General features: G+C 59.7%; 24 protein-coding genes and 1 tRNA gene. 16 read left to right on the top strand and 9 right to left on the bottom strand.

Translation table 11 applies throughout. The features are described 5' to 3' along the window. Positions 1–15: 15 nt before the first annotated feature. From HDC30_RS15295 to HDC30_RS15310, 4 genes are all read left to right on the top strand, one after another. Positions 16–1,335, top strand: a complete 1,320-nt coding sequence (locus HDC30_RS15295; RefSeq protein ID WP_027611261.1) for a S41 family peptidase — start codon at positions 16–18, stop codon at positions 1,333–1,335. A gap of 2 nt (positions 1,336–1,337) precedes the next feature. Then, positions 1,338–2,114, top strand: a complete 777-nt coding sequence (locus HDC30_RS15300) for a divergent polysaccharide deacetylase family protein (protein WP_183783845.1) — start codon at positions 1,338–1,340, stop codon at positions 2,112–2,114. Between the two features lie 130 nt (positions 2,115–2,244). Further along, on the top strand, positions 2,245–3,723 hold the full coding sequence (locus HDC30_RS15305; protein ID WP_183783847.1) for a serine protease: 1,479 nt from the start codon (positions 2,245–2,247) through the stop codon (positions 3,721–3,723). Between the two features lie 207 nt (positions 3,724–3,930). Next, a complete protein-coding gene (locus tag HDC30_RS15310; protein ID WP_183783849.1) occupies positions 3,931–5,235 on the top strand; it encodes a Vps62-related protein in 1,305 nt (434 codons plus the stop codon). Here the strand turns inward: HDC30_RS15310 and HDC30_RS15315 are convergent. From HDC30_RS15315 to HDC30_RS15345, 7 genes are all read right to left on the bottom strand, one after another. Further along, a complete protein-coding gene (locus HDC30_RS15315; RefSeq protein ID WP_098966748.1) occupies positions 5,216–5,971 on the bottom strand; it encodes an ABC transporter substrate-binding protein in 756 nt (251 codons plus the stop codon). The genes HDC30_RS15310 and HDC30_RS15315 overlap by 20 nt on opposite strands. 73 nt (positions 5,972–6,044) lie before the next feature. Beyond that, a complete protein-coding gene (hisF, locus tag HDC30_RS15320; RefSeq protein WP_007909211.1) occupies positions 6,045–6,815 on the bottom strand; it encodes an imidazole glycerol phosphate synthase subunit HisF in 771 nt (256 codons plus the stop codon). Between the two features lie 9 nt (positions 6,816–6,824). Next, on the bottom strand, positions 6,825–7,562 hold the full coding sequence (gene hisA, locus HDC30_RS15325; RefSeq protein WP_183783851.1) for a 1-(5-phosphoribosyl)-5-[(5-phosphoribosylamino)methylideneamino]imidazole-4-carboxamide isomerase: 738 nt from the start codon (positions 7,560–7,562) through the stop codon (positions 6,825–6,827). A 42-nt stretch (positions 7,563–7,604) separates the two neighbouring features. After that, on the bottom strand, positions 7,605–7,865 hold the full coding sequence (locus HDC30_RS15330) for a DUF2164 domain-containing protein (RefSeq protein WP_027611255.1): 261 nt from the start codon (positions 7,863–7,865) through the stop codon (positions 7,605–7,607). After that, complete coding sequence (gene hisH / locus HDC30_RS15335) at positions 7,866–8,504, bottom strand: imidazole glycerol phosphate synthase subunit HisH (RefSeq protein ID WP_027611254.1); 639 nt, start codon at positions 8,502–8,504, stop codon at positions 7,866–7,868. After that, entirely contained in the window at positions 8,504–9,097 is a 594-nt protein-coding gene (hisB, locus tag HDC30_RS15340) for an imidazoleglycerol-phosphate dehydratase HisB (protein WP_007909204.1), read from the bottom strand. Before hisB ends, hisH begins: the two co-directional genes overlap by 1 nt. Before the next feature lie 266 nt (positions 9,098–9,363). Beyond that, on the bottom strand, positions 9,364–11,028 hold the full coding sequence (locus HDC30_RS15345; protein WP_096796694.1) for an OFA family MFS transporter: 1,665 nt from the start codon (positions 11,026–11,028) through the stop codon (positions 9,364–9,366). A gap of 223 nt (positions 11,029–11,251) precedes the next feature. On the opposite strand from HDC30_RS15345, the gene HDC30_RS15350 reads away from it, so the two are divergent. From HDC30_RS15350 to HDC30_RS15375, 6 genes are all read left to right on the top strand, one after another. After that, complete coding sequence (locus HDC30_RS15350) at positions 11,252–11,656, top strand: acetyl-CoA sensor PanZ family protein (protein WP_096796695.1); 405 nt, start codon at positions 11,252–11,254, stop codon at positions 11,654–11,656. A 78-nt stretch (positions 11,657–11,734) separates the two neighbouring features. Next, complete coding sequence (locus HDC30_RS15355) at positions 11,735–13,960, top strand: AsmA family protein (protein ID WP_183783853.1); 2,226 nt, start codon at positions 11,735–11,737, stop codon at positions 13,958–13,960. After that, positions 13,957–15,024, top strand: a complete 1,068-nt coding sequence (gene mutY, locus HDC30_RS15360; protein WP_027611250.1) for an A/G-specific adenine glycosylase — start codon at positions 13,957–13,959, stop codon at positions 15,022–15,024. The genes HDC30_RS15355 and mutY overlap by 4 nt, the downstream gene beginning before the upstream one ends. Further along, entirely contained in the window at positions 15,021–15,293 is a 273-nt protein-coding gene (locus tag HDC30_RS15365) for an oxidative damage protection protein (protein ID WP_003220737.1), read from the top strand. Before mutY ends, HDC30_RS15365 begins: the two co-directional genes overlap by 4 nt. Positions 15,294–15,396: 103 nt before the next feature. Continuing rightward, positions 15,397–15,472, top strand: a tRNA-Phe gene (locus HDC30_RS15370). A gap of 165 nt (positions 15,473–15,637) precedes the next feature. Beyond that, entirely contained in the window at positions 15,638–15,988 is a 351-nt protein-coding gene (locus HDC30_RS15375) for a hypothetical protein (RefSeq protein ID WP_183783855.1), read from the top strand. A 47-nt stretch (positions 15,989–16,035) separates the two neighbouring features. Here the strand turns inward: HDC30_RS15375 and HDC30_RS15380 are convergent, their stop codons facing one another. Beyond that, positions 16,036–16,485: a carboxypeptidase regulatory-like domain-containing protein gene (locus HDC30_RS15380; RefSeq protein ID WP_183783857.1), complete on the bottom strand. Its 450-nt coding sequence runs from the start codon at positions 16,483–16,485 to the stop codon at positions 16,036–16,038. A 258-nt stretch (positions 16,486–16,743) separates the two neighbouring features. Between HDC30_RS15380 and HDC30_RS15385 the strand changes: the two genes are divergently transcribed. From HDC30_RS15385 to HDC30_RS15400, 4 genes are all read left to right on the top strand, one after another. Continuing rightward, entirely contained in the window at positions 16,744–17,802 is a 1,059-nt protein-coding gene (locus HDC30_RS15385; RefSeq protein WP_183783859.1) for a YhcG family protein, read from the top strand. A 67-nt stretch (positions 17,803–17,869) separates the two neighbouring features. Further along, complete coding sequence (locus HDC30_RS15390) at positions 17,870–18,844, top strand: alpha/beta fold hydrolase (RefSeq protein WP_183783861.1); 975 nt, start codon at positions 17,870–17,872, stop codon at positions 18,842–18,844. A 28-nt stretch (positions 18,845–18,872) separates the two neighbouring features. Continuing rightward, the gene (locus tag HDC30_RS15395) at positions 18,873–19,286 is read left to right on the top strand and encodes a hypothetical protein (protein WP_123585613.1); all 414 of its coding nucleotides are present in this window, start codon (positions 18,873–18,875) and stop codon (positions 19,284–19,286) included. Positions 19,287–19,292: 6 nt separating this feature from the next. After that, a complete protein-coding gene (locus HDC30_RS15400; protein ID WP_027611244.1) occupies positions 19,293–19,745 on the top strand; it encodes a hypothetical protein in 453 nt (150 codons plus the stop codon). Positions 19,746–19,815: 70 nt separating this feature from the next. On the opposite strand, the gene gabP is transcribed toward HDC30_RS15400, so the two are convergent. Further along, a complete protein-coding gene (gene gabP / locus HDC30_RS15405; RefSeq protein ID WP_183783863.1) occupies positions 19,816–21,207 on the bottom strand; it encodes a GABA permease in 1,392 nt (463 codons plus the stop codon). 552 nt (positions 21,208–21,759) lie between these two features. Here gabP and HDC30_RS15410 point away from each other — a divergent pair. Next, on the top strand, positions 21,760–22,533 hold the full coding sequence (locus HDC30_RS15410) for an ABC transporter ATP-binding protein (RefSeq protein WP_007961695.1): 774 nt from the start codon (positions 21,760–21,762) through the stop codon (positions 22,531–22,533). A 13-nt stretch (positions 22,534–22,546) separates the two neighbouring features. Next, positions 22,547–23,296, top strand: a complete 750-nt coding sequence (locus tag HDC30_RS15415) for an ABC transporter substrate-binding protein (RefSeq protein WP_095137950.1) — start codon at positions 22,547–22,549, stop codon at positions 23,294–23,296. Positions 23,297–23,355 lie beyond the last annotated feature (59 nt).

Consider the following 23,355-nt stretch of genomic DNA (forward strand, 5'->3'; position numbering starts at 1 on the left):
AGGAGTTCGTTCGACATGCTGCATTTGTCCCGCCTTACCTCGCTGGCCCTGACGATCGCTCTGGTGATCGGCGCGCCTCTGGCGTTCGCCGCTCAACCGGCCCCGGCCGTCGCTCCGGCAGGCACTGCCGCGACCGCCAAGGCCCCGTTGCCGCTGGAAGAGTTGCGCACCTTTGCCGAGGTCATGGACCGGATCAAGGCGGCGTATGTCGAGCCGGTGGATGACAAGACTCTGCTGGAAAACGCGATCAAGGGCATGCTCAGCAACCTCGATCCGCACTCCGCGTATCTCGGCCCTGAAGACTTCACCGAACTGCAGGAAAGCACCAGCGGCGAATTCGGCGGCCTGGGCATCGAAGTCGGCTCCGAAGACGGTTTCATCAAGGTCGTCTCGCCGATCGACGACACCCCGGCGTCGAAGGCTGGCATCCAGGCCGGTGACTTCATCGTCAAGATCAACGGTGCGCCAACTCGCGGCCAGACCATGACCGAAGCCGTGGACAAGATGCGCGGCAAGATCGGTCAGAAAATCACCCTGACCCTGGTGCGCGACGGTGGCACGCCGTTCGACGTGACCCTGGCCCGCGCCGTGATTCAGGTGAAGAGCGTCAAGGCGCAGCTGCTGGAATCGGGCTACGGCTACATCCGCATCACCCAGTTCCAGGTCAAGACCGGCGAAGAGGTCTCCAAGGCCCTGGCCAAGCTGCGCAAGGACAACGGCAAAAAGCTCAACGGCATCATCCTCGACCTGCGCAACAACCCGGGCGGCGTGTTGCAGGCGGCAGTGGAAGTGGTCGACCACTTCATCAAGAAAGGCCTGATCGTCTATACCAAAGGCCGGATCGCCAACTCCGAACTGCGCTTCTCCGCCACCGGCAAAGACGAAAGCGAAGCGGTGCCGATGGTCGTGCTGATCAACGGTGGCAGCGCCTCGGCTTCGGAAATCGTCGCCGGCGCCCTGCAGGATCAGAAACGCGCGGTAGTCATGGGCACCACCAGTTTCGGCAAAGGCTCGGTGCAAACCGTGCTGCCGCTGAACAACGACCGCGCGCTGAAGATCACCACGGCACTGTACTTCACGCCGAACGGCCGCTCGATCCAGGCCCAGGGCATCGTCCCGGACATCGAAGTGCGCAAGGCCAAGATCACCAACGAAGCGGACGGCGATTACTTCAAGGAAGCCGACCTGCAAGGCCACCTGGGCAACGGCAACGGCGGCGCGGACAAGCCGACCGGTTCCGGCACCAAGGCCAAGGCCATGCCGCAGGATGACGATTACCAGTTGGCCCAGGCCCTGAGCCTGCTTAAGGGCTTGAGCATCACGTCCGGCCGTTGAGGATGTCTTTGCGTTTGCTCTTCGTCCTACTGTGCTGTCTGGCGGGTGCTGCTCACGCAGAACCCGCCAGGACGCCACCGCCAAAAGCCTACCTGACGCTGATCATCGACGACCTGGGGCAGAGCCTGCCCCGGGATCGCCGTGTGCTGGCCCTGCCCGGCCCGGTGACCACGGCGATCATGCCCGACACCCCGCACGCCACCGAATTTGCCCGCGAAGCACATCGCGCCGGCAAGATCGTGATCCTGCACATGCCGATGGATCCGGCCACCGGCCCGTACGCCTGGCATCCCGAACTGCCGCTCGAAGAGCTGCAAAAGCGCCTCGACGCCGCCTTCAAAATGGTCCCCTACACGGCGGGCATCAACAACCACATGGGCAGTCGCATGACCGCCCAGCCGGTGGCGATGGCGTGGCTGATGGGCGAGTTGCAGCGTCGGCACAAGTTCTTCGTCGACAGCCGCACCAGCGCCCAGACCGTGGCCGCGCAACAAGCACAGAAGATCGATCTGGCGAGTGTTTCGCGCGATGTGTTTCTCGATGACGAACGCACCGGAGCCGCCATTTTCAACCAGCTGCAGACGGCGATCAGCCTGGCCCGCAAGCAGGGCTCGGCAGTGATGATCGGCCACCCTTACCCGCAGACGCTGGCGGTGCTGGAACGTGAATTGCCGAAGCTCAAGGCGCAAGGCATCGAGTGGATCGATATCAAGCAGATGATCAGCGTGCGGAGTAACAAAGCGACAGCTGCACACGGGAAAAATGGAATTTATCGTTAAGCTATAAACTTATTAAATTCTCATAAGCCTCTACGACCAAAATAAGCAGCAATAACTTATAGAACCGACTCAAACCTAACTGTCTTATTCTGCGCCAGTCTTGCACCCATATATTAGCCAAGGACTGGCCATGAACTTTAAATATATCCACCCAAGCTTTTTATTACTGACTGCCTTCTCACTTCCTGCCTGTTCCAGCCCTGTCGATTACGGCAAGGGCGCTGAAAACTTCTCACCGTCGCAACACCTGACTAACAAAGATGGCGAAAATAACCACTGGATGGGAATCGGCGAGTACAAAAGCCGCGAGCACGGTTCCTGCACCGCCTTCCTGATCGACACTAACAGCTCTAGACCGTCCGATTCCGCCTATGCACTGACCAGCGCCCACTGCGTGGGCAAGGAAAACGGGGTCATGCGAACAGATGACCCTATCGAAGCCAGCATTACCTTCAACAACTTCATCGATACGACTGCTGCCTCCAGGACCGTTTCTCTGCAGAAAGTAGCCTGGAGCAGTATTCAGGGTGTCGACCTGGCTCTGTTGGAGCTTGGAGTGTCACAGGGCGAACTTCTGGCTCAGGGCATCACGCCCATGAAACTGGCCCGGCAGGCGCCGGCAGAAGAGAGCGACATTCTGATTGTGCACAAACCCGTTGGCTCTCCATTACAAATGTCCGCCTGCACCCACATGCCCTCCCCGGCGATTTTCGAAAAGCCCTGGGTTTGGCGGCATACCGTCAGCAACAAATGCAAAGATATTGCTTCCGGAAGCTCGGGGAGTCCGGTCATCGTTCGAGCGACCAACGAGGTCTATGGCGTCCTCGGGACCTTGGCTCACCATCTGACGCCGCTGCCTGGATACGGTCAGATGCCGAGCGGCAGTTACGGCAGTCCCACCTCGGTTTTCAACAACTGCTTTTTCGATGGCAAACTCAATACGGATCCGCAGGTGTGCGAATTATTTCCGGCAGCCTCTATCAGACTGCCTGCCCAACTGCCAACGCATGCAAAGATCAGCGTAAGCGCTCAGGGCAACTACGTTTATCCAGAATGGAACTTCGAAATAACCGCCAGCACCCGGTTTATCCGGACTAAACGGACGGCTGACCCGGTCGACTGCGAAGTTCCGCAAGGCTACAGCCAGCCAATCACCACCGGCACTGCGCCGACTCGATTAAATGTTCCGATGGGACCTGAAACCGGGCCTAGCAACCTTTGCATCATCGCCACAAACAGTACTGAGGACATATTACCCGCAGGCACTTATCGCAATGCCGTCACTGTTCCCACTTATCTGATTGATGCGGGCCCGACGCCTGTTCCGACCATAGAGACTTCGTTTAACAAAGAGATAAACAGGGCACTGATTCTGTGGCCGGAACGCAAGAACGAGGGTCTTGATCGATACGAGGTAAAAGGCGGCCTTGCTGAAAAAGTCAGTTGCGAAGACCCGCAGGGTTATAGGCATGTGACCTCCAATTGGCTACGCCCGCAAAGCAACTTCCCCCTCAAACTCTGCGTTTACGCTGTCGACCCCAACAATCAGCGCTCAGAATTGAAGGAATACATCCTGGAATGGGAAGCGCTCAAAAACAGCGCCCCCTGAGCTGATCAGTGACGTCGGCCTTGTGCTTCTGCATCAATAGGCAAAACAGGAGCGCAAGGCTGCCCATGGCAAGGAACGGTTTTTTTGGAAATAACTGGTCACGACGTCATACATAGTTACCGCCAGAGACCGGTTGCGATTACCGATAGTGAGACCTGCAACGGGTCGCGACTCCCTTGAGTCGCCGTTCAACTATCAGGAGTGACCATGACCATTCATGACCAGGCCGCAGCGCCATCCAGGCAAATCGAGCCGATCCGACACGACAATCTGCTGATCCATTTCACCACGGAATTTCACCGGATCTGGGACAGCACCGGCTCGCGGGCAAAACCCGCAGCCTTCTGGCGCCCGACTCCGGCTCCGGATGTATTGCCGGGCTATTTCCCGCTCGGCGACGTGTTCGTCGCCGGGCACGACAACATTAACGGCAGCACCGTGGTAGCTGTGGTTTGCGAAGGCGATGCACCCAGTGCAGATCCGGCCAGGGGCCCGGCATTAAGGCGCCCGGACGATTTCGAGCTGATCTGGAAAGATTCCGGCTCAGGCTCGAAGAAAGACGGGGCCGTATGGCGACCGATCGCCCCGCAAGGTTATGTGGCCATGGGCGCGGTCTGCTCCAATGATCACGAAAAACCTTCACTCAACGCGGTTCGCTGTGTACGGGCCGATCTGGTGATCGCCTCGGACGTTGGCGAACTGATCTGGAATGACAGGGGCAGCGGCGCCAAGCAGAGCTTCAGTGCATGGAGTGTCATACCACCCAATGCACCGCCGGGGGAGATTCATTTCGCACCGGGAACATTTGTTGCGGCCAGCAGTTTCAACCGGCCAGAGGGCAATGTCGGTGCCTATTCACTAAGCATGCAGATCGCGCCGCTGATCCAGTCACCGCCACAGCTACCAACGCTCTCCGCAGCGCAAGCCCCAGAAACCAAAGGCGCGGCCACGCTCTCCCAAGTCATCAAGCTGCCATGGTTCGTGGTCAAGGATGACTTGTCGCCAATTGATCAATTACGCACCACGCCGTTTTATCGTTTGGAAAGAACCGACCAGTACTATTTGGTTGGGAGCGGACACAACACGGGCGAGGAGGCACGGGCGTTCAAGTGGACCGCGCAGCGGCTGCAGAATCCGAAGATGCTGCGTCTGTTCACTCAACTTACCGCGATCAGTTTTGTGAGTCCGTGGGCAACGAAGGCAGACGCTCATCCGTCACTCCCATTTTCGGCAAGACTGGACAGCCAGTTCACTCACAGCGAGACGTCAACCAGTGGTTGGCAGACTCCATTTGCTACCTATGTGATCGCCATGGCCGGCAAAGGCAAATTCGTCGCGGTGTATCAGCTGGAGAGTTTCTACGAGCTGCGTCGTGCTGACGGCTCGCAAGCGGGGATCAATCTGGCTTACACCCAGAACGATAACCTGAGTCTGCTGCAGTATCCGCCGCAAGAATGCACCCACCAGGCAACAGACAAGTCGTTGCCGACGGCTACAGATAGCGCCCCATGATCTCGTCGACAACCCCGTCCTTGCGCATCTGATCCAGCGCCGCCTGCAGCCTGGCGACCGTTGCGTCCGACACATCCTTGTTCAGCGCCAGATATAACTCGGCGCTGTTGAAGCGCAACACGGTCTTGAGTCCAGTGACCCCGTCCTGCCGCGCCAGATAACGCCCGGCAGGATCACCCGTGGCCCACAGGTCGATCTGGCCATTGACCAGTTTTTTCGCATTGTCCTGATCGCGCAGAACGACAGTAGGCTTCAAGCCCTGCTTGGCCAGCGTCTCGGCAATCGCGTCGCCCTTGTAGGCGCCGATCTTGTATTTGCGCGCATCGTTGAGGGTGTCGAGGGTGATCTTGCTGTCGGCCCTGGCCAACATGATCCAGTCGTCCGGACCGATCGGGCCGACCCATTTGAACAGGTTTTCGCGATCCGGCAGGCGGGCCATCACGAAGGCGCCATAACCGGGGTTTTCCAGCGCCAGTTTGTAGACGCGCTCCCATGGGAAGCGCAGGGTCAGGCTGTAGGTGAGCCCGGCGCGCTTGAACATTTCGCGGACGATGTCGGCGGCAATGCCGTTGATGTTCTCGCCCTTGGCGAAATTCTTGCCGTCTTTCGCCATGTTGTAGGGCGGAAAGTTTTCGGTGAGGAGCACCAGATCGGTGTCGGGACTGTTTTCGGCCCGCGCCGTGTTGAGCAACAACACAGAGGCACTGGCGAGAACAAGAAGCAGGCGTTTGATCATGTCGGGCTACCGGAATCCATGGCGTGCCCAAGAGTGCCTTGGGTACGCCATGCTGTCCACTGGCCTGTACGGTTTAGCGCATCACGATGCCGCGTTTGGCCATATACGCTTTCGCTTCCTGCACAGTGTATTCGCCGAAGTGGAAAATACTCGCCGCCAGTACCGCGCTGGCGTGGCCTTCGAGGATACCGTCGGCCAGATGCTGCAGGTTGCCGACGCCGCCGGAAGCGATCACCGGGATGCCCAGCGCATCGCTGATCGCGCGGGTCACGCCGAGGTCGAAGCCGTTTTTCATGCCGTCCTGATCCATGCTGGTCAGCAGGATCTCGCCGGCACCCAGGCCTTCCATCTTCTTCGCCCACTCGACGGCGTCGAGACCGGTCGGCTTGCGCCCGCCGTGGGTGAAGATTTCCCAGCGCGGGGTTTCGCCCGGGCCGGAGACCTTCTTCGCGTCGATGGCGACGACGATGCACTGCGAGCCGAAATGCTGCGCCGCTTCACCAACGAATTCCGGGTTGAACACGGCAGCGGTGTTGATCGAGACCTTGTCCGCACCGGCGTTGAGCAGGTTGCGGATGTCCTGCACGGTGCGCACGCCACCGCCGACGGTCAGCGGAATGAACACCTGGCTGGCCATGCGCTCGACGGTGTGCAGCGTGGTGTCGCGGCCATCGACGCTGGCGGTGATGTCGAGAAAGGTAATCTCGTCGGCACCCTGCTCGTCATAACGACGGGCGATTTCCACCGGGTCGCCGGCATCGCGGATGTTCTCGAACTTCACACCTTTGACGACCCGGCCGTTGTCCACGTCCAGGCAAGGGATGATGCGTTTGGCCAGCGCCATGGTCAGTCCTCAGCCTTGGTACGCATCGCAGAAAGCTTGCGCTTCGGCGACGTCGAGGGTGCCTTCGTAGATCGCCCGGCCAGTGATTGCACCGATGATGCCCGGCGCCTTGGCGTCGAGCAGCGACTTGATGTCACCCAGATTGTGGATACCGCCGGAGGCGATCACCGGGATCTTCGTCGCTGCAGCCAGCGCAGCGGTGAACGGTACGTTGCAGCCCTGCATCATGCCGTCTTTGGCGATGTCGGTATAAACGATCGAGGACACGCCGTCGGCTTCAAACTGCCTGGCCAGGTCGATGACCTGCACGGTGCTGATTTCAGCCCAGCCGTCGGTGGCGACGAACCCGTCTTTGGCATCCAGGCCGACAATGATCTTGCCCGGGAACGCGCGGCAGGCCTCAGCGACGAACGCCGGATCTTTAACGGCTTTGGTGCCGATGATCACGTAGCTGACCCCCGCCTTGACGTAGTGCTCGATGGTTTCCAGCGAGCGGATACCGCCACCGATCTGGATCGGCAGGTTCGGGTAGCGCTTGGCGATCGCGGTCACCACTTCGCCGTTGACTGGCTGGCCTTCGAATGCGCCGTTCAGATCGACCAGATGCAGACGGCGGCAACCGCCCTCCACCCACTTGGCAGCCATGCTCACCGGGTCCTCGGAGAACACTGTGGAATCTTCCATGCGGCCCTGGCGCAGACGTACGCATGCACCGTCTTTAAGATCGATAGCGGGAATAATCAGCATCTGGCAAACCTTCAAATTTGAATGTTCAGCTTGGCTCGGAAATCAGTTTTTCTCGAGCGCCCACAGGTCGCTTTCGATGCTTTCAAACCGCTCTTTGAGGTGGGTCTGCACATCGAAAATCGCCCTGTTGTAATAGTGCGGAGCAATTTCGCGGGTAAACAGCTCAAGAATTTCCGCCGCTTCGAACGAACCCAGGTCAAGTTCGAACCGATCCTCCATGAACCGCTGGATCTTGCGGTTGACCTCGTTCTCCTGTTCGGGAGTGAGGGTCAGGATCGGCGGTTTGGACTTCTTGGCAGCCATTTACCAGCGACCGTCCCACGCGGCGAAGTTCTGCAGCAATTGCAGGCCATGGGTATGGCTCTTCTCCGGGTGGAATTGCACGGCGAAACGCGAGCCTTCGGCCAGCGCGGCAGCGAAATCGACTCCGTAATGACCGCTACCGACTACCTGCCGCGCATTGGCGGCAGCGATGTAGTAGCTGTGCACGAAGTAGAAACGCGCCATGTCCGGAATGTCGTGCCACAGCGGGTGACTGACCTTCTGCTGCACTTCGTTCCAGCCCATGTGCGGGACTTTCAGGTGCTCGCCGTCTTCATGCAGGTCTTTGCCGAAGAACTTCACGGCGCCCGGGAACAGGCCGATGCAGTCGACGCCGTCGTTCTCTTCGCTGCTGTCGAGCAGGGCTTGCATGCCGACGCAGATGCCGAGGAACGGACGATCCTGGCTGACTTCACGCACCAGTGCGTCGAAACCGAGACGACGGATCTCCGCCATGCAATCGCGAATCGCACCAACGCCGGGGAACACCACGCGGTCGGCTTCGCGGATCACGTCCGCATCGCTGGTGATCAGCACCTTGCCGGCGCCGACGTGCTCGAGGGCCTTGGCCACCGAGTGCAGGTTGCCCATGCCGTAGTCGATAACTGCAACCGTCTGCATTACAGAACGCCTTTGGTCGATGGCATTTGCCCGGCCATGCGCTCATCCAGCTCGACGGCCATGCGCAGCGCGCGGCCGAAAGCCTTGAACACGGTTTCGATCTGGTGGTGGGTGTTGGTGCCACGCAGGTTGTCGATGTGCAGGCTGACCAGTGCGTGGTTGACGAAGCCCTGGAAGAATTCCTGGAACAGGTCGACGTCGAAGCCGCCCACGGTGGCGCGGGTGTAGGGCACGTGCATCTGCAGGCCTGGACGGCCGGAGAAGTCGATCACCACACGCGACAGCGCTTCATCGAGCGGCACGTAAGCATGACCGTAGCGACGGATGCCTTTCTTGTCGCCGATGGCTTTGGCGAAGGCCTGGCCGAGGGTGATACCGACGTCTTCCACGGTATGGTGGTCGTCGATATGCAGATCGCCCTTGCATTCAATATCCAGGTCGATCAACCCGTGACGGGCGATCTGATCCAGCATGTGCTCAAGAAAAGGAACACCGATATCGAATCGGGCCTTTCCGGTGCCATCAAGGTTGATCGAGGCTTTGATCTGGGTTTCCAGAGTGTCGCGCTCGACAGACGCCTTACGTTCGGCCATCACCAGCTCCGCAAAATCATTGGGCGAAAAAGGCAGCCATTATAGGCACGCGAGGCCGAAACAGAAACACGCGACGTGAGATGGCTGACGGATAGAACGCCCGGCTGTCGCGGGTAGACATGTCCATACAAGCCATTACAGCCACCCCGAAAACAACTGTAGGAGTGAGCCTGCTCGCGATGAGGGCCTCACAGTCAACATTTCTGTCGACTGTCAGACCGCTATCGCGAGCAGGGCTCACTCCTACAGGGGTATTACGTTTTTACTTAGTGAAACAGTACCGCCGTCTTCTGCAGGGTCACCCACACGCCCCACGCCAACGGAATACCCACCACCAGCCATGCAGCGATTGCCAGCGGCTTGCTGCCCGGTGCGGCTTTCCACTCCAGCACGGTGCTGGCATCAGCACCTTTGTCGTGACCCAGCGCCTGTTCGGCGGCCAGTTCAGCGTCGGTCATGAAGTACTTGTCGGCCACCGGACGCACCATCAGGTTGCACAGGAAACCCAGCACCAGCAGGCCGGCGAGGATGTACAGGGTGATGTCGTAAGCGGCAGCGCGTTCAACGCCGATGCTCAACTGATACTCACGCAGGTAGTTCACCAGCACCGGGCCGAGCACGCCGGCCGCAGCCCAGGCAGTCAGCAGACGACCGTGGATCGCACCGACCATTTGCGTGCCGAACAGGTCGGCCAGATACGCTGGAACGGTCGCAAAACCACCGCCGTACATCGACAGGATGATGCAGAACGCCGCCACGAACAGTGCAACATTGCCCAGATGGCCCATGTTCGGGATCAGCGCGTACAGGGCAAAACCGAGGGCGAAGAACACGAAGTAAGTGTTTTTGCGACCCAGGTAGTCCGAGAACGAAGCCCAGAAGAAGCGGCCACCGATGTTGAACAGGCTCAGCAGACCGGTGAAGCCGGCAGCGATCGCAGCGATCGAAGCCAGTTGCCCGGCATCCAGTTGACCGAACGGCACGTCAACGCCCAGCAACTTGCCGCCGAACACTTCCTGCAGCAGTGGCGAGGCCATGCCGAGGATGCCGATACCGGCCGACACGTTCAGGCACAGCACCAGCCACACCAGACGGAACTGCGGGGTTTTCCACGCCACATTCACGTGCACGTGACGGTGGGTGATCATCGCGTTCGAGGCTTTTTTCGCCGGAGCAGTCCAGCCTTCAGGCTTCCAGCCGGTTGGCGGCACACGGTAAGCCAGGGCGCCACCGATCATGAACACGAAGTAGATCGCCGCCATGGCCACGAAGCTCTGCCACACGCCGACACCGGCAGGCGAAGCGAAGTGGCTCATCAGCGCAGTCGCCAACGGTGCACCGACCATCGCGCCGCCACCGAAGCCCATGATCGCCATGCCGGTCGCCATGCCGCGCTTGTCCGGGAACCACTTGATCAGGGTCGAGACCGGCGAAATGTAGCCCAGGCCCAGACCGATACCACCGATCACGCCAGAGCCGATCCACATCAGCCAGATCTGGTGGGTGTAGATACCCAGTGCAGAGATCAGCAGACCGCCGCACCAGCACAGTGCCGACACCACACCGGCCTTGCGTGGCCCGGCGTGTTCCAGCCAGCCACCCCAGATTGCTGCCGAGCAGCCGAGGAAGATGAAGAACAGGGTGTAGATCCAGCCGAGCATGGAGATCGGCCAGTCGCATTGCGAAGAGAAGACCTGAGCGATGAAGCTCATGTCCGGTGCGCAAGCCACCGGGGCCGTGACGCCCAATGCCTTAGACAGCGGCAACCAGAACACCGAGAAACCGTAGGCCATGCCGATGCACAGGTGGATGGCCAGAGCGGCCGGTGGAACCAGCCAGCGGTTGAAACCGGGCTTGGCGATGATGCGTTCCTTGGACAGGAACGCAGGCTGGTCGGCGCGAAGGCCGTCCGCCGTGATGCTCGTGCTCATTGTGTATCCCCCAATTATTAGTATGGTTCGCCAGCCACTGCTCACCCTCGGCCTTTATGCACGCAGGCATGACCGTTTTTTCGGGTGAAGCTCCTTGAAGGCGCGACGTTAAGTCGCAGAAGGACGGACGAACCGGCGAAGGTTACCATTTGCACGTGACAGAAAAACCAAACTGATATCACCTTTTTCATGTCATCTGATCTCGTCCCCACAGGAAAAAGCCATGCCGATCGCTGTCCAAGCGCTGAACGATGCCAGTTACCAGGATCAACAGGACCTGCAAAAAATCTATCGTGACGCTCCGCAATGGCTGTTCGCACCGTATTCCGGGGACGCTCAACTGATCGAAAACAGCCTGGCTGACGGCTCTTTGATTGCAGGACGTTTCAACGATCGCCTGCTCGGTGCAGCACGCCTGACAAGGCACGACAGGATTTGGTACTTGTCACATTTGTGTGTACGAAAAGTCACCCGGCGCCGTGGGGTAGCCGAGAGACTGGTGAACCAAGCACAGAAAATGGCGTCGCAAGCGGGTGCCCAACTGCGCCTGCTGGCACCGGCCGGGCACCTTGAAATCCAGGCGCTGGCCGCCAGATTGCAATTGCCGCTGGACGTGATCGCGACATGACAGCGCCCCGAACCGGGCGGATGCAGCGCTATACTCCCCGGCTAAATTACGAATTCGACTAACTACAAGGACTCGCCCATGAAAGCGTTCGGCAAAATCCTGGGTCTGGTACTTCTCGGGCTGTTGCTGATCATTGTGGCGGCGGGCTTCGCCCTGACCCACCTGTTTGATCCCAACGACTACAAAGACGAGATCCGCCAGATAGCCCGCGACAAGGCCCACATCGAGCTGACGCTCAATGGCGATATCGGCTGGAGCCTGTTCCCGTGGCTCGGCCTGGAACTGCATGAGGCCAGCATCGCCACCCTGATCAACCCGACCGAACCGTATGCCGACCTGCAGATGCTCGGCCTGTCCGTGCGCGTGCTGCCGCTGTTGCGCCGCGAAGTGCAGATGAGCGATGTGCGCGTCGAAGGCCTGAACCTGCGCCTCAAACGCGACAAGAACGGCCACGGCAACTGGGAAGACATCGGCAAGCTGCCACCTCCTGCCACGCCTGCCGGCAGCCCGACGCCTGCCGGCCCGCCTGTTGCAGAGGCCCCCGTCCAGCCGGAAAAACCGCCGCAGCCGATCCGCCTCGACATCGACAGCCTGACCGTCAACAACGCCCGTGTTGAATACACCGACGAGCAGACCGGCAAGCAGTACAGCGCCGAAAGCATCCAGCTGAGCACCGGTGCAGTACACGACTCGACCAACATTCCGCTGAAAGCCACGGCGTTCCTCAGCACCAATCAGCCCGTGCTGCGGGTGCGCACCGAGCTCAACGGCGAGCTGCGCATCGAACGCGCCCTGCAACGTTACAAGTTCGAAGACATGAAACTGTCCGGCGAACTGACCGGCGACCCACTACAAGGCAAGGCCATGACCTTCTCCGCCCAAGGCCAGATTTCCCTGGACAAGGCAGCGAACGTCGCCGAATGGACCGGGATCAAGATCTCCGCCAACCAGTTGCGTGCCCTCGGTGAGCTGAAAGCCAACGACCTCGACAAGACCCCGCAGATCACTGGCGGAATCTCGATCGCCCAGTTCGATCTGGCGAAATTTGTCGACAGCATCGGCCAGACGTTGCCAGCCATGGCGCCCGGCAGCCTGAGCAAGGTCGAACTGGTCAGCCGCGTGGCCGCCACGCCAACCAGCGTCGCCTTCGACAACATCAACCTGAAACTCGACGACAGCAGCTTCAGCGGGCGCATTGCCGTGGAAGATTTCGCCAAGCAGTCGCTGCGCGCGATCCTCAAGGCTGACACGTTCGACGTCGACCGCTACCTGCCGCCGAAATCGGAAAAAGCCAAAAACGCCACGCAAGTGCGTCAGGCCGAAGTCGCCAGCACCGAAGCCGATGCCATGGCCGGCGCTGGCAGCACACCGTTGCCGGACAAACCAAGCAAAAGCGCCTGGAGCACCGAGCGTCTGCTGCCGGTCGAGCGTCTGGCCAAACTCGACGTTGATGCCGATCTGAGCTTCGGCCAACTGACCCTCGACAAACTGCCGATCCAAAACGCCGCGCTCAAAGCCACCGGCCAGGGCGGCCTGCTGACGTTGGAGAATCTGCGTGGCGGCCTGTACAACGGCGACTTCGAAGCCAAGGGCACCCTCGACGTACGCCCAAGTGCGCCGGTGCTGAACCTGCAAACCAGGATCAACCGCGTGCCGGCCGAGAAAATCCTCGAAAGCCAGGGCAAGAATCCGCCGGTCAAAGGTCTGGTCACGCTGACCAGCAGCCTCACCGGCAGCGGCAACAGCCAACAGGCGCTGATCGAAACCCTCAACGGCAACGCCAGCTTCGTGATCAACAACGGTGTGCTGCTCAATGCCAACCTTGAACAGCAACTGTGCAAAGGCATCGCCACCCTCAACCGCAAAACCCTCAGCGGCGAGCCACGGGGCAAGGACACGCCGTTCCAGGAACTCAAGGGCAACCTGACCTTCCGCAACGGCATCGCCAGCAACCCGGACCTGAAAGTGCGCATCCCCGGCATGACCGTCAACGGCGATGGCGACATCGACCTGCGGGTGCTGGGCATGGATTACCGCGTCGGCATCATCGTCGAAGGCGACACCAGCGCGATGCCGGATCCGGCCTGTCAGGTCGGCGAGAAATTCGTCGGCATCGAGTGGCCGCTGCGCTGCCGCGGCCCATTGGAACTGGGCGCCAAGGCCTGCCGTGTGGACAACGAACGCCTCGGCCAGGTCGCGACCAAAATGGCCGGTGACAAACTCAGCGAGAAGATCGATGAAAAACTTGGCGACAAGGTCAGCCCGGAATTGAAAAACGCATTGAAGGGGCTGTTCAAGCGATGACAGCGGAGCAGTTTTCCACGGCGGTGCTGGAATGGTTTGACCGCCACGGCCGCCACGATTTGCCTTGGCAGCAAGACATCAATCCGTATCGGGTGTGGGTGTCGGAGATCATGTTGCAGCAGACCCAGGTCAGCACCGTGCTCAATTACTTCGACCGCTTCATGGCCGCGCTGCCAACGGTGCAAGCGCTGGCCGAAGCGCCGGAGGACGAAGTGCTGCACCTGTGGACCGGGCTCGGTTACTACACCCGCGCGCGCAATCTGCAAAAAACCGCGAAGATCGTCGTCAGTCAGTACGGCGGCGAATTTCCGCGGGACGTCGAAAAGCTGACGGATCTGCCGGGGATCGGCCTGTCCACCGCCGGCGCCATCGCCAGCATCAGCATGGGCCTGCGCGCGCCTATCCTCGATGGCAACGTCAAACGCGTTCTGGCGCGTTTTACCGCGCAAGAGGGTTACCCGGGGGAACCGAAGGTCGCCAAACAGCTGTGGGCCAACGCAGAGCGTTTCACGCCGCACGATCGGGTCAACGCCTACACCCAGGCGATGATGGATCTCGGTGCCACGCTGTGTACGCGCAGCAAACCGAGCTGCCTTCTGTGCCCGCTGGAAAAGGGCTGCGAGGCGCACATGCTCGGCCTGGAGACGCGCTACCCGATCCCCAAGCCGCGCAAGGCCATCCCGCAAAAACGCACGCTGATGCCGCTGCTGGCCAACGGCGAAGGCGCGATTCTGCTTTATCGCCGCCCGTCCACGGGGCTTTGGGGCGGTTTATGGAGCCTGCCGGAACTCGACGATCTCGACGACCTGCAACATCTGGCCGACCAGCACTCGCTGACCATGGGCGAGCAGCAGGCGCTGCCAAGCCTCATCCACACGTTCAGCCATTTCCAGCTGTCCATTGAACCCTGGCTGGTTCAGGTGCAGGAGGCCGGTCAGCACGTGGCCGAGGCCGACTGGCTCTGGTATAACCTCGCCACCCCGCCGCGCCTGGGCCTTGCCGCCCCGGTCAAAACCTTGCTCGAACGCGCGGCCGCCGTATTGAACGCAGGAGAGTCGTCATGACCCGCACCATCATGTGCCGCAAGTACAAAGAAGAACTGCCCGCGCTGGAACGCGCTCCTTTCCCGGGCGCCAAAGGTCAGGATATTTTTGACCACGTCTCGGCCAAAGCCTGGGCTGACTGGCAGAAACACCAGACCCTGCTGATCAACGAAAAGCGTCTGAACATGATGAACGCCGAAGACCGCAAATATCTGCAGGGCGAAATGGACAAGTACTTCTCCGGCGAGGATTACGCCAAGGCGGAAGGCTACGTTCCGCCTGCGGAGTAAACCCGCAAAATCGGGGGGCGGATCGTAAGCGACGGAATTAATTTAAGAAATTTTAAAAAAGTCGTTGACGTAAATCCGAAAAACCCTTTTAATGCGCCCCGTTGCCCAGATAGCTCAGTCGGTAGAGCAGGGGATTGAAAATCCCCGTGTCGGCGGTTCGATTCCGTCTCTGGGCACCAAATACCGAAAACCCTGAATCGCAAGATTCAGGGTTTTTTATGCCTGTGATTTGATGGCGGCTCAATCCAGTCTTTTTTCTGGGCTGCGCAAATGCGCGACGGGTTTCGAACAAAGGCAATCCGCGCTACTTTGGCCGCACCTTATGGAAGAGGGTCATCCGCTCGATGAACCAGAAAAGAACCCGCGTGCCCCTGCCCCATCCGCCACCCTATCGCCAGAGCCGGGTGGCATTCTGGCTGACGGTGCTGGTCGGCGTACTGATCGCCTTCCTCATCGCCGCGTCGACTTATCTGATCATCCACAGCTTGATCAGCGGCTCCATCACTACCTGGAACCGAACCGGCCCGCGCCATACCTACACCCTCGCGCAGCAACCCCGAATGTTCTGGTTCGAGATCGTGTCGCAGTGCGTTGGCACCCTGTTTTTCATAGCCGTGGGCTGGATCGGATTGTGGATTCACCGAATGGCGCAAGAGCCCAGTGACAAGCAGCAGGCCAAGCGTACGCGGGGATAAAGGAAGGCGCGGGATACCCGCGCCTCGATTCCTCAATGCACCCGAGGTTATCCAGCGTCATTCCAGTGGAACACCAGATTGCGTGCAGTGCCGCTGCCAACGTCTGTCACGTCACGCCGTGTTTCGCCATTGCGCGTGGCGACCACAGTGTACTTACCGGGTGGCAGTTGCACGTACACCAGCGGCCCCGTTTGGCTGAGGGTCAGCACGGTTTGCCCGGGCGACTTTTGAATCACCACATCGACATCAGCGGTGTACTGGTCTTGCGCGCCCACCGCGAACGTCATGTGCAGGTTGTAGCCGGGGGTTTGCTGAATGGCTTTTGACTCGTCCAGGCCAATCCCGCCGGACAGGTAGTTGATGCCGTTTTGCTGTTGTTGCTGGACTTGCACGCCGGCACTGTCGATCGGTTCCAGGTTGGCGGCCTGGGACATGCCAGGCAACAGCAGCCAACCGACAGCAGCGAGCGGCAGCATGAATGAACGAATGTTTTTCATGATGGCGACTCCCGGGTTCTGAAGAACCCAATCGTTACCCTTTTTTAGATTTGGCACCGCAAGGCTTGTTTTAGATTGATTGGTACTTGGCGCATGTACGAAATGGACTACAGACCATTGCTATCAATACGCCTTTTGCCGGCAACGTCCTGCACTACCCATCCCGCCTTCCTGCTGACTTCACAGGCTCGCCCGACATCGCCGAGCGGTGAATCCCGGCATGCTTTTGCGTCTGTTTCCAATGATGCGGAAGACTCGATGAGCCCGTTAAAACCTGATGATGCGCAAGACCCGAAAATCGATTCATTGCTGGGAGAGTTGGGCGAACTGATCCGCCAGGCGCGGCAAAAAGTGCTGCGTGCGGTTGATACGATTCAAGTCCAGACCTGTTGGCAGATCGGCCGGCATATTGTCGAGTTTGAACAGCAAGGGGCGCAGCGGGCGGGGTATGGCAAGCGGTTGCTGGCCTTGTTGGCAAAGGATCTGACGGCGCAGTTCGGGAGGGGGTTTGATGATCGAAATCTGCGCTATATGCGGAGTTTTTATCAGTTGTTTCCCATTTGGAACGCAGTGCGTTCCGAATTGAGTTGGACACACTATCGGCGGCTTTTGGGCGTCACCAGTGACAAGGCTCGTCATTGGTACATGGAAGAATCTGCCAACCTGAACTGGTCCAGCCGCGCCCTTGATCGCCAGATCAATACGCTCTACTACGAGCGACTGTTGATGAGTCGGGACAAGGCCGATGTGATCGAAGAAGCCACCACCAACATTGCAGCCATGAAACCCCATCCGCGCGAGTTCATACGTGATCCCGTCATGCTTGAATTCCTTGGGCTACCGTCGGCTGGCAAAGTCAGGGAGAGTCGTCTCGAACAGGCTCTCATCGACCACCTGCAGGGCTTTCTCCTGGAACTTGGCAAAGGCTTTTCCTTTGTCGCTCGACAACAACGCATCAGCACCGATGGTGACGATCTGTACATCGACCTGGTGTTCTACAACTACGTACTCAAATGCTTCGTGATCATTGACCTCAAGCGCGGCAAGCTCAGCGCTCGCGACGTCGGACAAATGGACATGTACGTGCGCATGTACGACGAACTCAAGCGCAGCGAAGGCGACAAGCCGACAGTCGGGATCATTCTGTGTGCAGAGAGCAATGACTCGGTCGCGCGTTACTCAATGCTCAAGGGCAATGAGCAACTGTTCGCCAGCAGTTACAAAACCATACTGCCGAGTGAGGAAGAGCTGCGCGCCGAACTCAATCGGGAACAGGCTCTGATCGAAGAACGCCTGCTCCTGCAATCCGCTGAATAGAAACGGCGGATTGTTCCCGTGTGGCGCGAAGGCTATTGTTGACAGCTCCGCGAAAGGGTCGAAAGCGATGAGCTGTCAGGATGCGCCAGCAACGCAAGACAAACAGTCAACGTCATCGGTTTTGACTGGCGAACAAGGTGAGGCCTTCAAGGACGTTGCCGCCGATGGCTTTGTGCTCGGCGGTTTCACCTGGCGTCACGCCCTGCCCGATGCGCAACGCCCGGTAGTCATCATCAACGCCGCCACCTCGGTCCGCTGCCGCCACTACTCGCGCTTCGCCGATTACCTGTTCGCCAACGGCTTCGACGTGATCACCTACGACTACCGAGGCATCGGCGAATCGCGTCCGGCAACCCTGAAAGGCCTCGAGGCTTCATGGACCGATTGGGGCGCGCTGGATTTCGAGGCGATGGTCAAACGCGCGCAACGGGAGTTTCCCGGCCAGCCAATCGATGTGGTCGGCCACAGTTTCGGCGGTTGCGCGGCTGGGCTCGGCGAGTCCGGGCAGGTCATTCGTCGACTGGTGACAGTCGGCGCGCAGTTCGCTTACTGGCGCGACTATGCGCCGGCACAGCGCTGGCGCATGTTTGGTAAATGGCATTTGCTGATGCCGCTGCTGACGCGGCTCTGTGGCTATTTCCCGGGCAAACGCCTCGGCTGGCTCGAGGACACGCCAGCAGGCGTCGTACGCGACTGGAGCACGCCTGCCGCGCGCTACGAGCAGCGTCCGAGCGGCCGCCGACTGCTGAAAGCAAGCGGTCGACTGCCCTTCGCCAATGTCCGCGCAAAGACCTTGGCGATCAGCATCAGCGACGACCCTTACGGCACGATCCCGGCCATCGAACGCCTGCTCGGCTACTTCAGTCATGCGCACAAAACCCACTTGCGCATCGCGCCGCAGGACATCGGCGAACAACAAGTCGGACATTTCGCCTTTTTTCGCAGCGCATACCAAGCCACACTATGGCCCATTGCTCTGACCTGGCTGCAAACCGGCGAGTTGGCCCCCGACACACCCGGGCGGCCAGTGCCACGCAGCTGAGCCCTTTCAACGCACGACGGAACACACCATGGCCTCCGCCAACAAGCAGCAAAAACGCGCCGCCCGGGCCAAGACCAAGGCCAAGCAAAACCGCAGCAAACGCGCCGAGGCGCCGGTCGAACTCGACCCGAACGATGACCGTATCGACTTCGAGTCGGTGGACCTGACCGAGCTGTTCAAGAAAATGATCGACGCCGAGAAGATCAGCCAGCAAGCCATGTGCACCGCGTTCCTCGAAGACCCGCTGCTGGAACTGGTCTACGAGCAGGAAGGCGAAGAAGGCGCGATGGATTTCATCCTCGCCGCGCTGATCGAGTATCGCCAGTGGTCCCAGGAAACCGACGAAGCCGGCGCCCTGGCGTGGATCGAATCCCCGGCCTTCCAGGCCGACTATGTGGCGGCGTCCGACGCGATCGCCGCACAAACCCAACAGAAGAACTGAGTTCCCATGGCATCCCTGAACAAGCAACAGAAACGCGCCAAACGCGCCAAGGCCAAAGCCAAGCACATCCGCATGGTCGGCCGTAAGCCGCTGGACCAGGACGACAACCTCGGGCATCTGGACGAGCCGATCCCGGAATACACCCTCGCAATGTTCAGCAAAATGCGCGACGCCGAAGCCGTCAGTCGCAACGAAATGCTGCTGACCCTGCTGCGCGAACTGGCGTTCATCATCGTTGACCATCCAGAGCTGCTGGACATGGAAAATGCCGAGAACGAAGGCATGGCCGCCACTCACCTGGCCGCCGACATGCTGATCGACTACCGTATGTGGGCCGACGGCATGGACATCGAAACCGCCCAGGCCTGGCTGACCGAGCCACAGTTCATCACCGATTTCGGGATTGCGCTGGATACTTACGGCAAGTCGCTGGACACCCAGGAAGACAAGGGCGAATAAACCCCGCGCACAAACAAAAACGGCCGCTCGTCATCACTGACAGCGGCCGTTTTGCATTACGCGTTGCGGATCAGTTCAGCACCACCGCACCACGGTTTTCCAGCTTGCGGCGGCGCGCCACCAGCAGGCCGGCGGAGACTACCATGAGGCTCAGCAGGCCGGTTGCGAGGATTTCCACGCGGTGGGCTTCCTGGAACAGCATGATGGTCAGGGCGGCGACGATGAAGATGATCACCGCGTAGGTCAGGCCCGGGAACAGCCACATGCTGAAGACGATTTTCTCGCCGCGAGCCATGCGTTGTTTACGCATACGCAGTTGCGAGAACGCGATCACCAGGTACACCAGCAGCGCGATGGCGCCGGAGCTGGCCAGCAGGAATTCGAACACGGCAGCCGGGGCCACATAGTTGGCGAAGGTGCAGAGGAACGCCGCGCCGGTCGACAGCATGACGGCCCAGTAAGGCGTACCGCTTTTGTTGACCCGAGTCGACATGGCCGGTGCGTCACCGCGCTTGCCGAGGGAGAACAGCATGCGCGACGAGGTGTACAGCGCCGAGTTCAGGCAACTGGTGACCGCGACCAGAACCACGATGTCGACGATCATTTTCGCGTTCGGAATGCCCATGCGCTCAAGCACGGTCTGGTAGGAACCGAGGTTGGCCAGCGTAGGATCGTTCCACGGTACCAGGGCCACAACGATGAAGATCGATACGAGGTAGAACAGGCCGATCCGCCAGATCACCGAGTTGGTGGCCTTGGAAATCTGCTTGCCCGGGTTCTTCGATTCCGCAGCCGCGATGGTCACGATTTCGGTACCCATGAACGAGAACATGGTGGTCAGGATTGCACCCAGCACCGCGCCCATGCCGTTTGGCAGGAAGCCGCCGGAATCAAACAGGTGCGAAACACCGCTGACCTGGCTGTTCGGCAGGAAGCCGAAAACGGCCGCAAGACCCAGCGCGATGAAGCCGATGATCGCCAGGACTTTGATCAAGGCAAACCAGAATTCGAATTCACCGTAGTTTTTCACGCTGAACAGATTGGTGACCGTCAGCAGCATGGTGATGATCAGTGCAAACGCCCAGATCTCGATCCCCGGGAACCAGGCATGGAGGATGGTCGCGGCGGCGTTGGCTTCCAACGGAATCACCAATACCCAGAACCACCAGTACAACCAGCCGATGGTGAAACCGGCCCAGTGCCCGATGGCGCGGTCGGCGTATGTCGAGAACGAGCCGGTGTCGGGCGAGGCGACAGCCATCTCACCGAGCATGCGCATCACCAGCACCACCAGGGTACCGGCGGCGGCGTAGGCCAGCAGCACGGCAGGGCCGGCGGCAGCGATCGCGTGGCCGGAGCCAACGAACAGACCTGCGCCGATAACACCGGCGATCGACAACATGGTCACATGACGCGGTTTGAGCCCCTGTTCGAGGCCATTGGAGCTTGGGGTACTGCTCATCGGAACTACCTTTGCGAGGAAAGCGATTGCGTCCGTCCTGTCTGGTTTTCCTTCTCGTAAAAAGAAACCAACAGGGCGTTCCAGATTCTGCACGCAATAAATGCGCCAAAATGTTTCAAACTCTTCTGGGCCGCGGTTTTCAGCGAGACCGGACAGTCATCGCAAGTCATTGGAATGAATGGCAATTCGCCAGAGCGTTACCCTGCGACTCACTTTTCAGACGATTCAGCGCACCAGAAACACACTGAAAAAGTGTGGGATGCACAATAAAAGGGCGATTCAGGAACGTTCGGCCGGATAGCGCTTCCAACACCCCGCCAAAGCTGGCAACATCGCGCCTTTTTTTACGCGACGCCCACGGGTTTGCACGATCAAACACCCGTTCGGTTGTTGATGGGGCGACAGTCTGCTGTGCCGATGCGACAACCTGCCACACGCCATCCGCTTACCGCCCGTAGCGCTGTTGGCTGCCATTGAAACGCTATGCTAGCTTGGCCGCCTCGCCAGGAAGGCCCGCCAACAGCAGGAGCGCAACATATATGAGGAACGCACATGGCTGAGGCCACGCCCGCGCTTGAAATCCGCAACTTGCACAAACGCTACGGACAGCTTGAGGTGCTCAAAGGCATCTCGCTGACCGCCCGCGACGGCGATGTGATCTCGATCCTCGGTTCCTCCGGTTCCGGCAAGTCCACGTTCCTGCGTTGCATCAACCTGTTGGAAAACCCGCACCAGGGTCAGATTCTGGTGGCCGGGGAAGAACTCAAGCTCAAGCCCGCCAAGAATGGCGAACTGGTTGCCGCTGATGGCAAACAGATCAATCGCCTGCGTTCCGAGATAGGTTTTGTATTTCAAAACTTTAATCTGTGGCCGCACATGAGTGTGCTCGACAACATCATCGAAGCCCCGCGCCGCGTGCTCGGCCAGAGCAAGGCCGAGGCAATCGAAGTCGCCGAAGCGCTGCTGGCCAAGGTCGGCATCGCCGACAAGCGCCACGCCTACCCGGCGCAACTGTCCGGCGGTCAACAACAACGCGCCGCGATTGCCCGCACGCTGGCGATGCAGCCGAAGGTGATTCTGTTCGACGAGCCCACCTCCGCCCTTGACCCGGAAATGGTTCAGGAAGTACTTAGTGTCATCCGCGCACTGGCCGAAGAAGGCCGCACCATGCTGTTGGTGACCCACGAAATGGGCTTTGCCCGTCAGGTCTCCAGCGAAGTGGTGTTCCTCCACCAGGGGCTGGTGGAAGAGCAAGGATCGCCTCAGCAGGTGTTCGAAAACCCGCTTTCGGCGCGCTGCAAACAATTCATGTCCAGCAACCGCTAACGGAGCAACATGCATGCAGAATTTTAAAAAGGTCTTCCTGGCCGCCGCCGTCACCCTCGCGTTCAGCGCCGGAGCCATGGCCGAGACCCTGAAGATGGGCATCGAAGCGGCGTACCCGCCGTTCAACAACAAAGACGCCAGCGGCAACGTGGTCGGCTTCGACAAAGACATCGGCGACGCCCTGTGCGCCAAGATGAAAGTCGAGTGCAGCGTGGTCACCTCCGATTGGGACGGCATCATTCCTGCGCTGAACGCCAAGAAGTTCGACTTCCTGGTCTCCTCGCTGTCGATCACCGAAGAGCGCAAGGGCGCGGTGGATTTCACCGACCCGTACTACTCGAACAAACTGCAGTTCATCGCACCGAAAGATAAAGAGTTCAAAACTGACAAGGATTCGCTCAAAGGCAAGATCATCGGCACTCAGCGCGCAACGCTCGCCGGTACCTGGCTGGAGGACACCTACGGTAGCGATATCGAAGTCAAACTCTACGACACCCAGGAAAACGCCTACCTGGACCTGACCTCCGGTCGTGTCGACGCCATCCTGGCCGACAAGTACGCCAACTACGATTGGCTGAAAAGCGACGCCGGCAAGAACTATGAGTTCAAGGGCGACGCGGTCGTGGAAAGCGACAAAATCGGCATCGCCGTGCGCAAAGGTGATCCACTGCGTGAGAAGCTGAACGCCGCGCTGAAGGAAATCGTCGCTGACGGTACCTACAAGAAGATCAACGACAAGTACTTCCCGTTCAGCATCTATTGATCTGACCTGCGGGACCGGCACCGTGATCCGACGGCGCCGGCTCCCGGCCTTGCCTGCCG

Source organism: Pseudomonas sp. JAI115 (genome assembly GCF_014200835.1).
Taxonomy (GTDB): Bacteria; Pseudomonadota; Gammaproteobacteria; order Pseudomonadales; family Pseudomonadaceae; genus Aquipseudomonas; species Aquipseudomonas putida_A.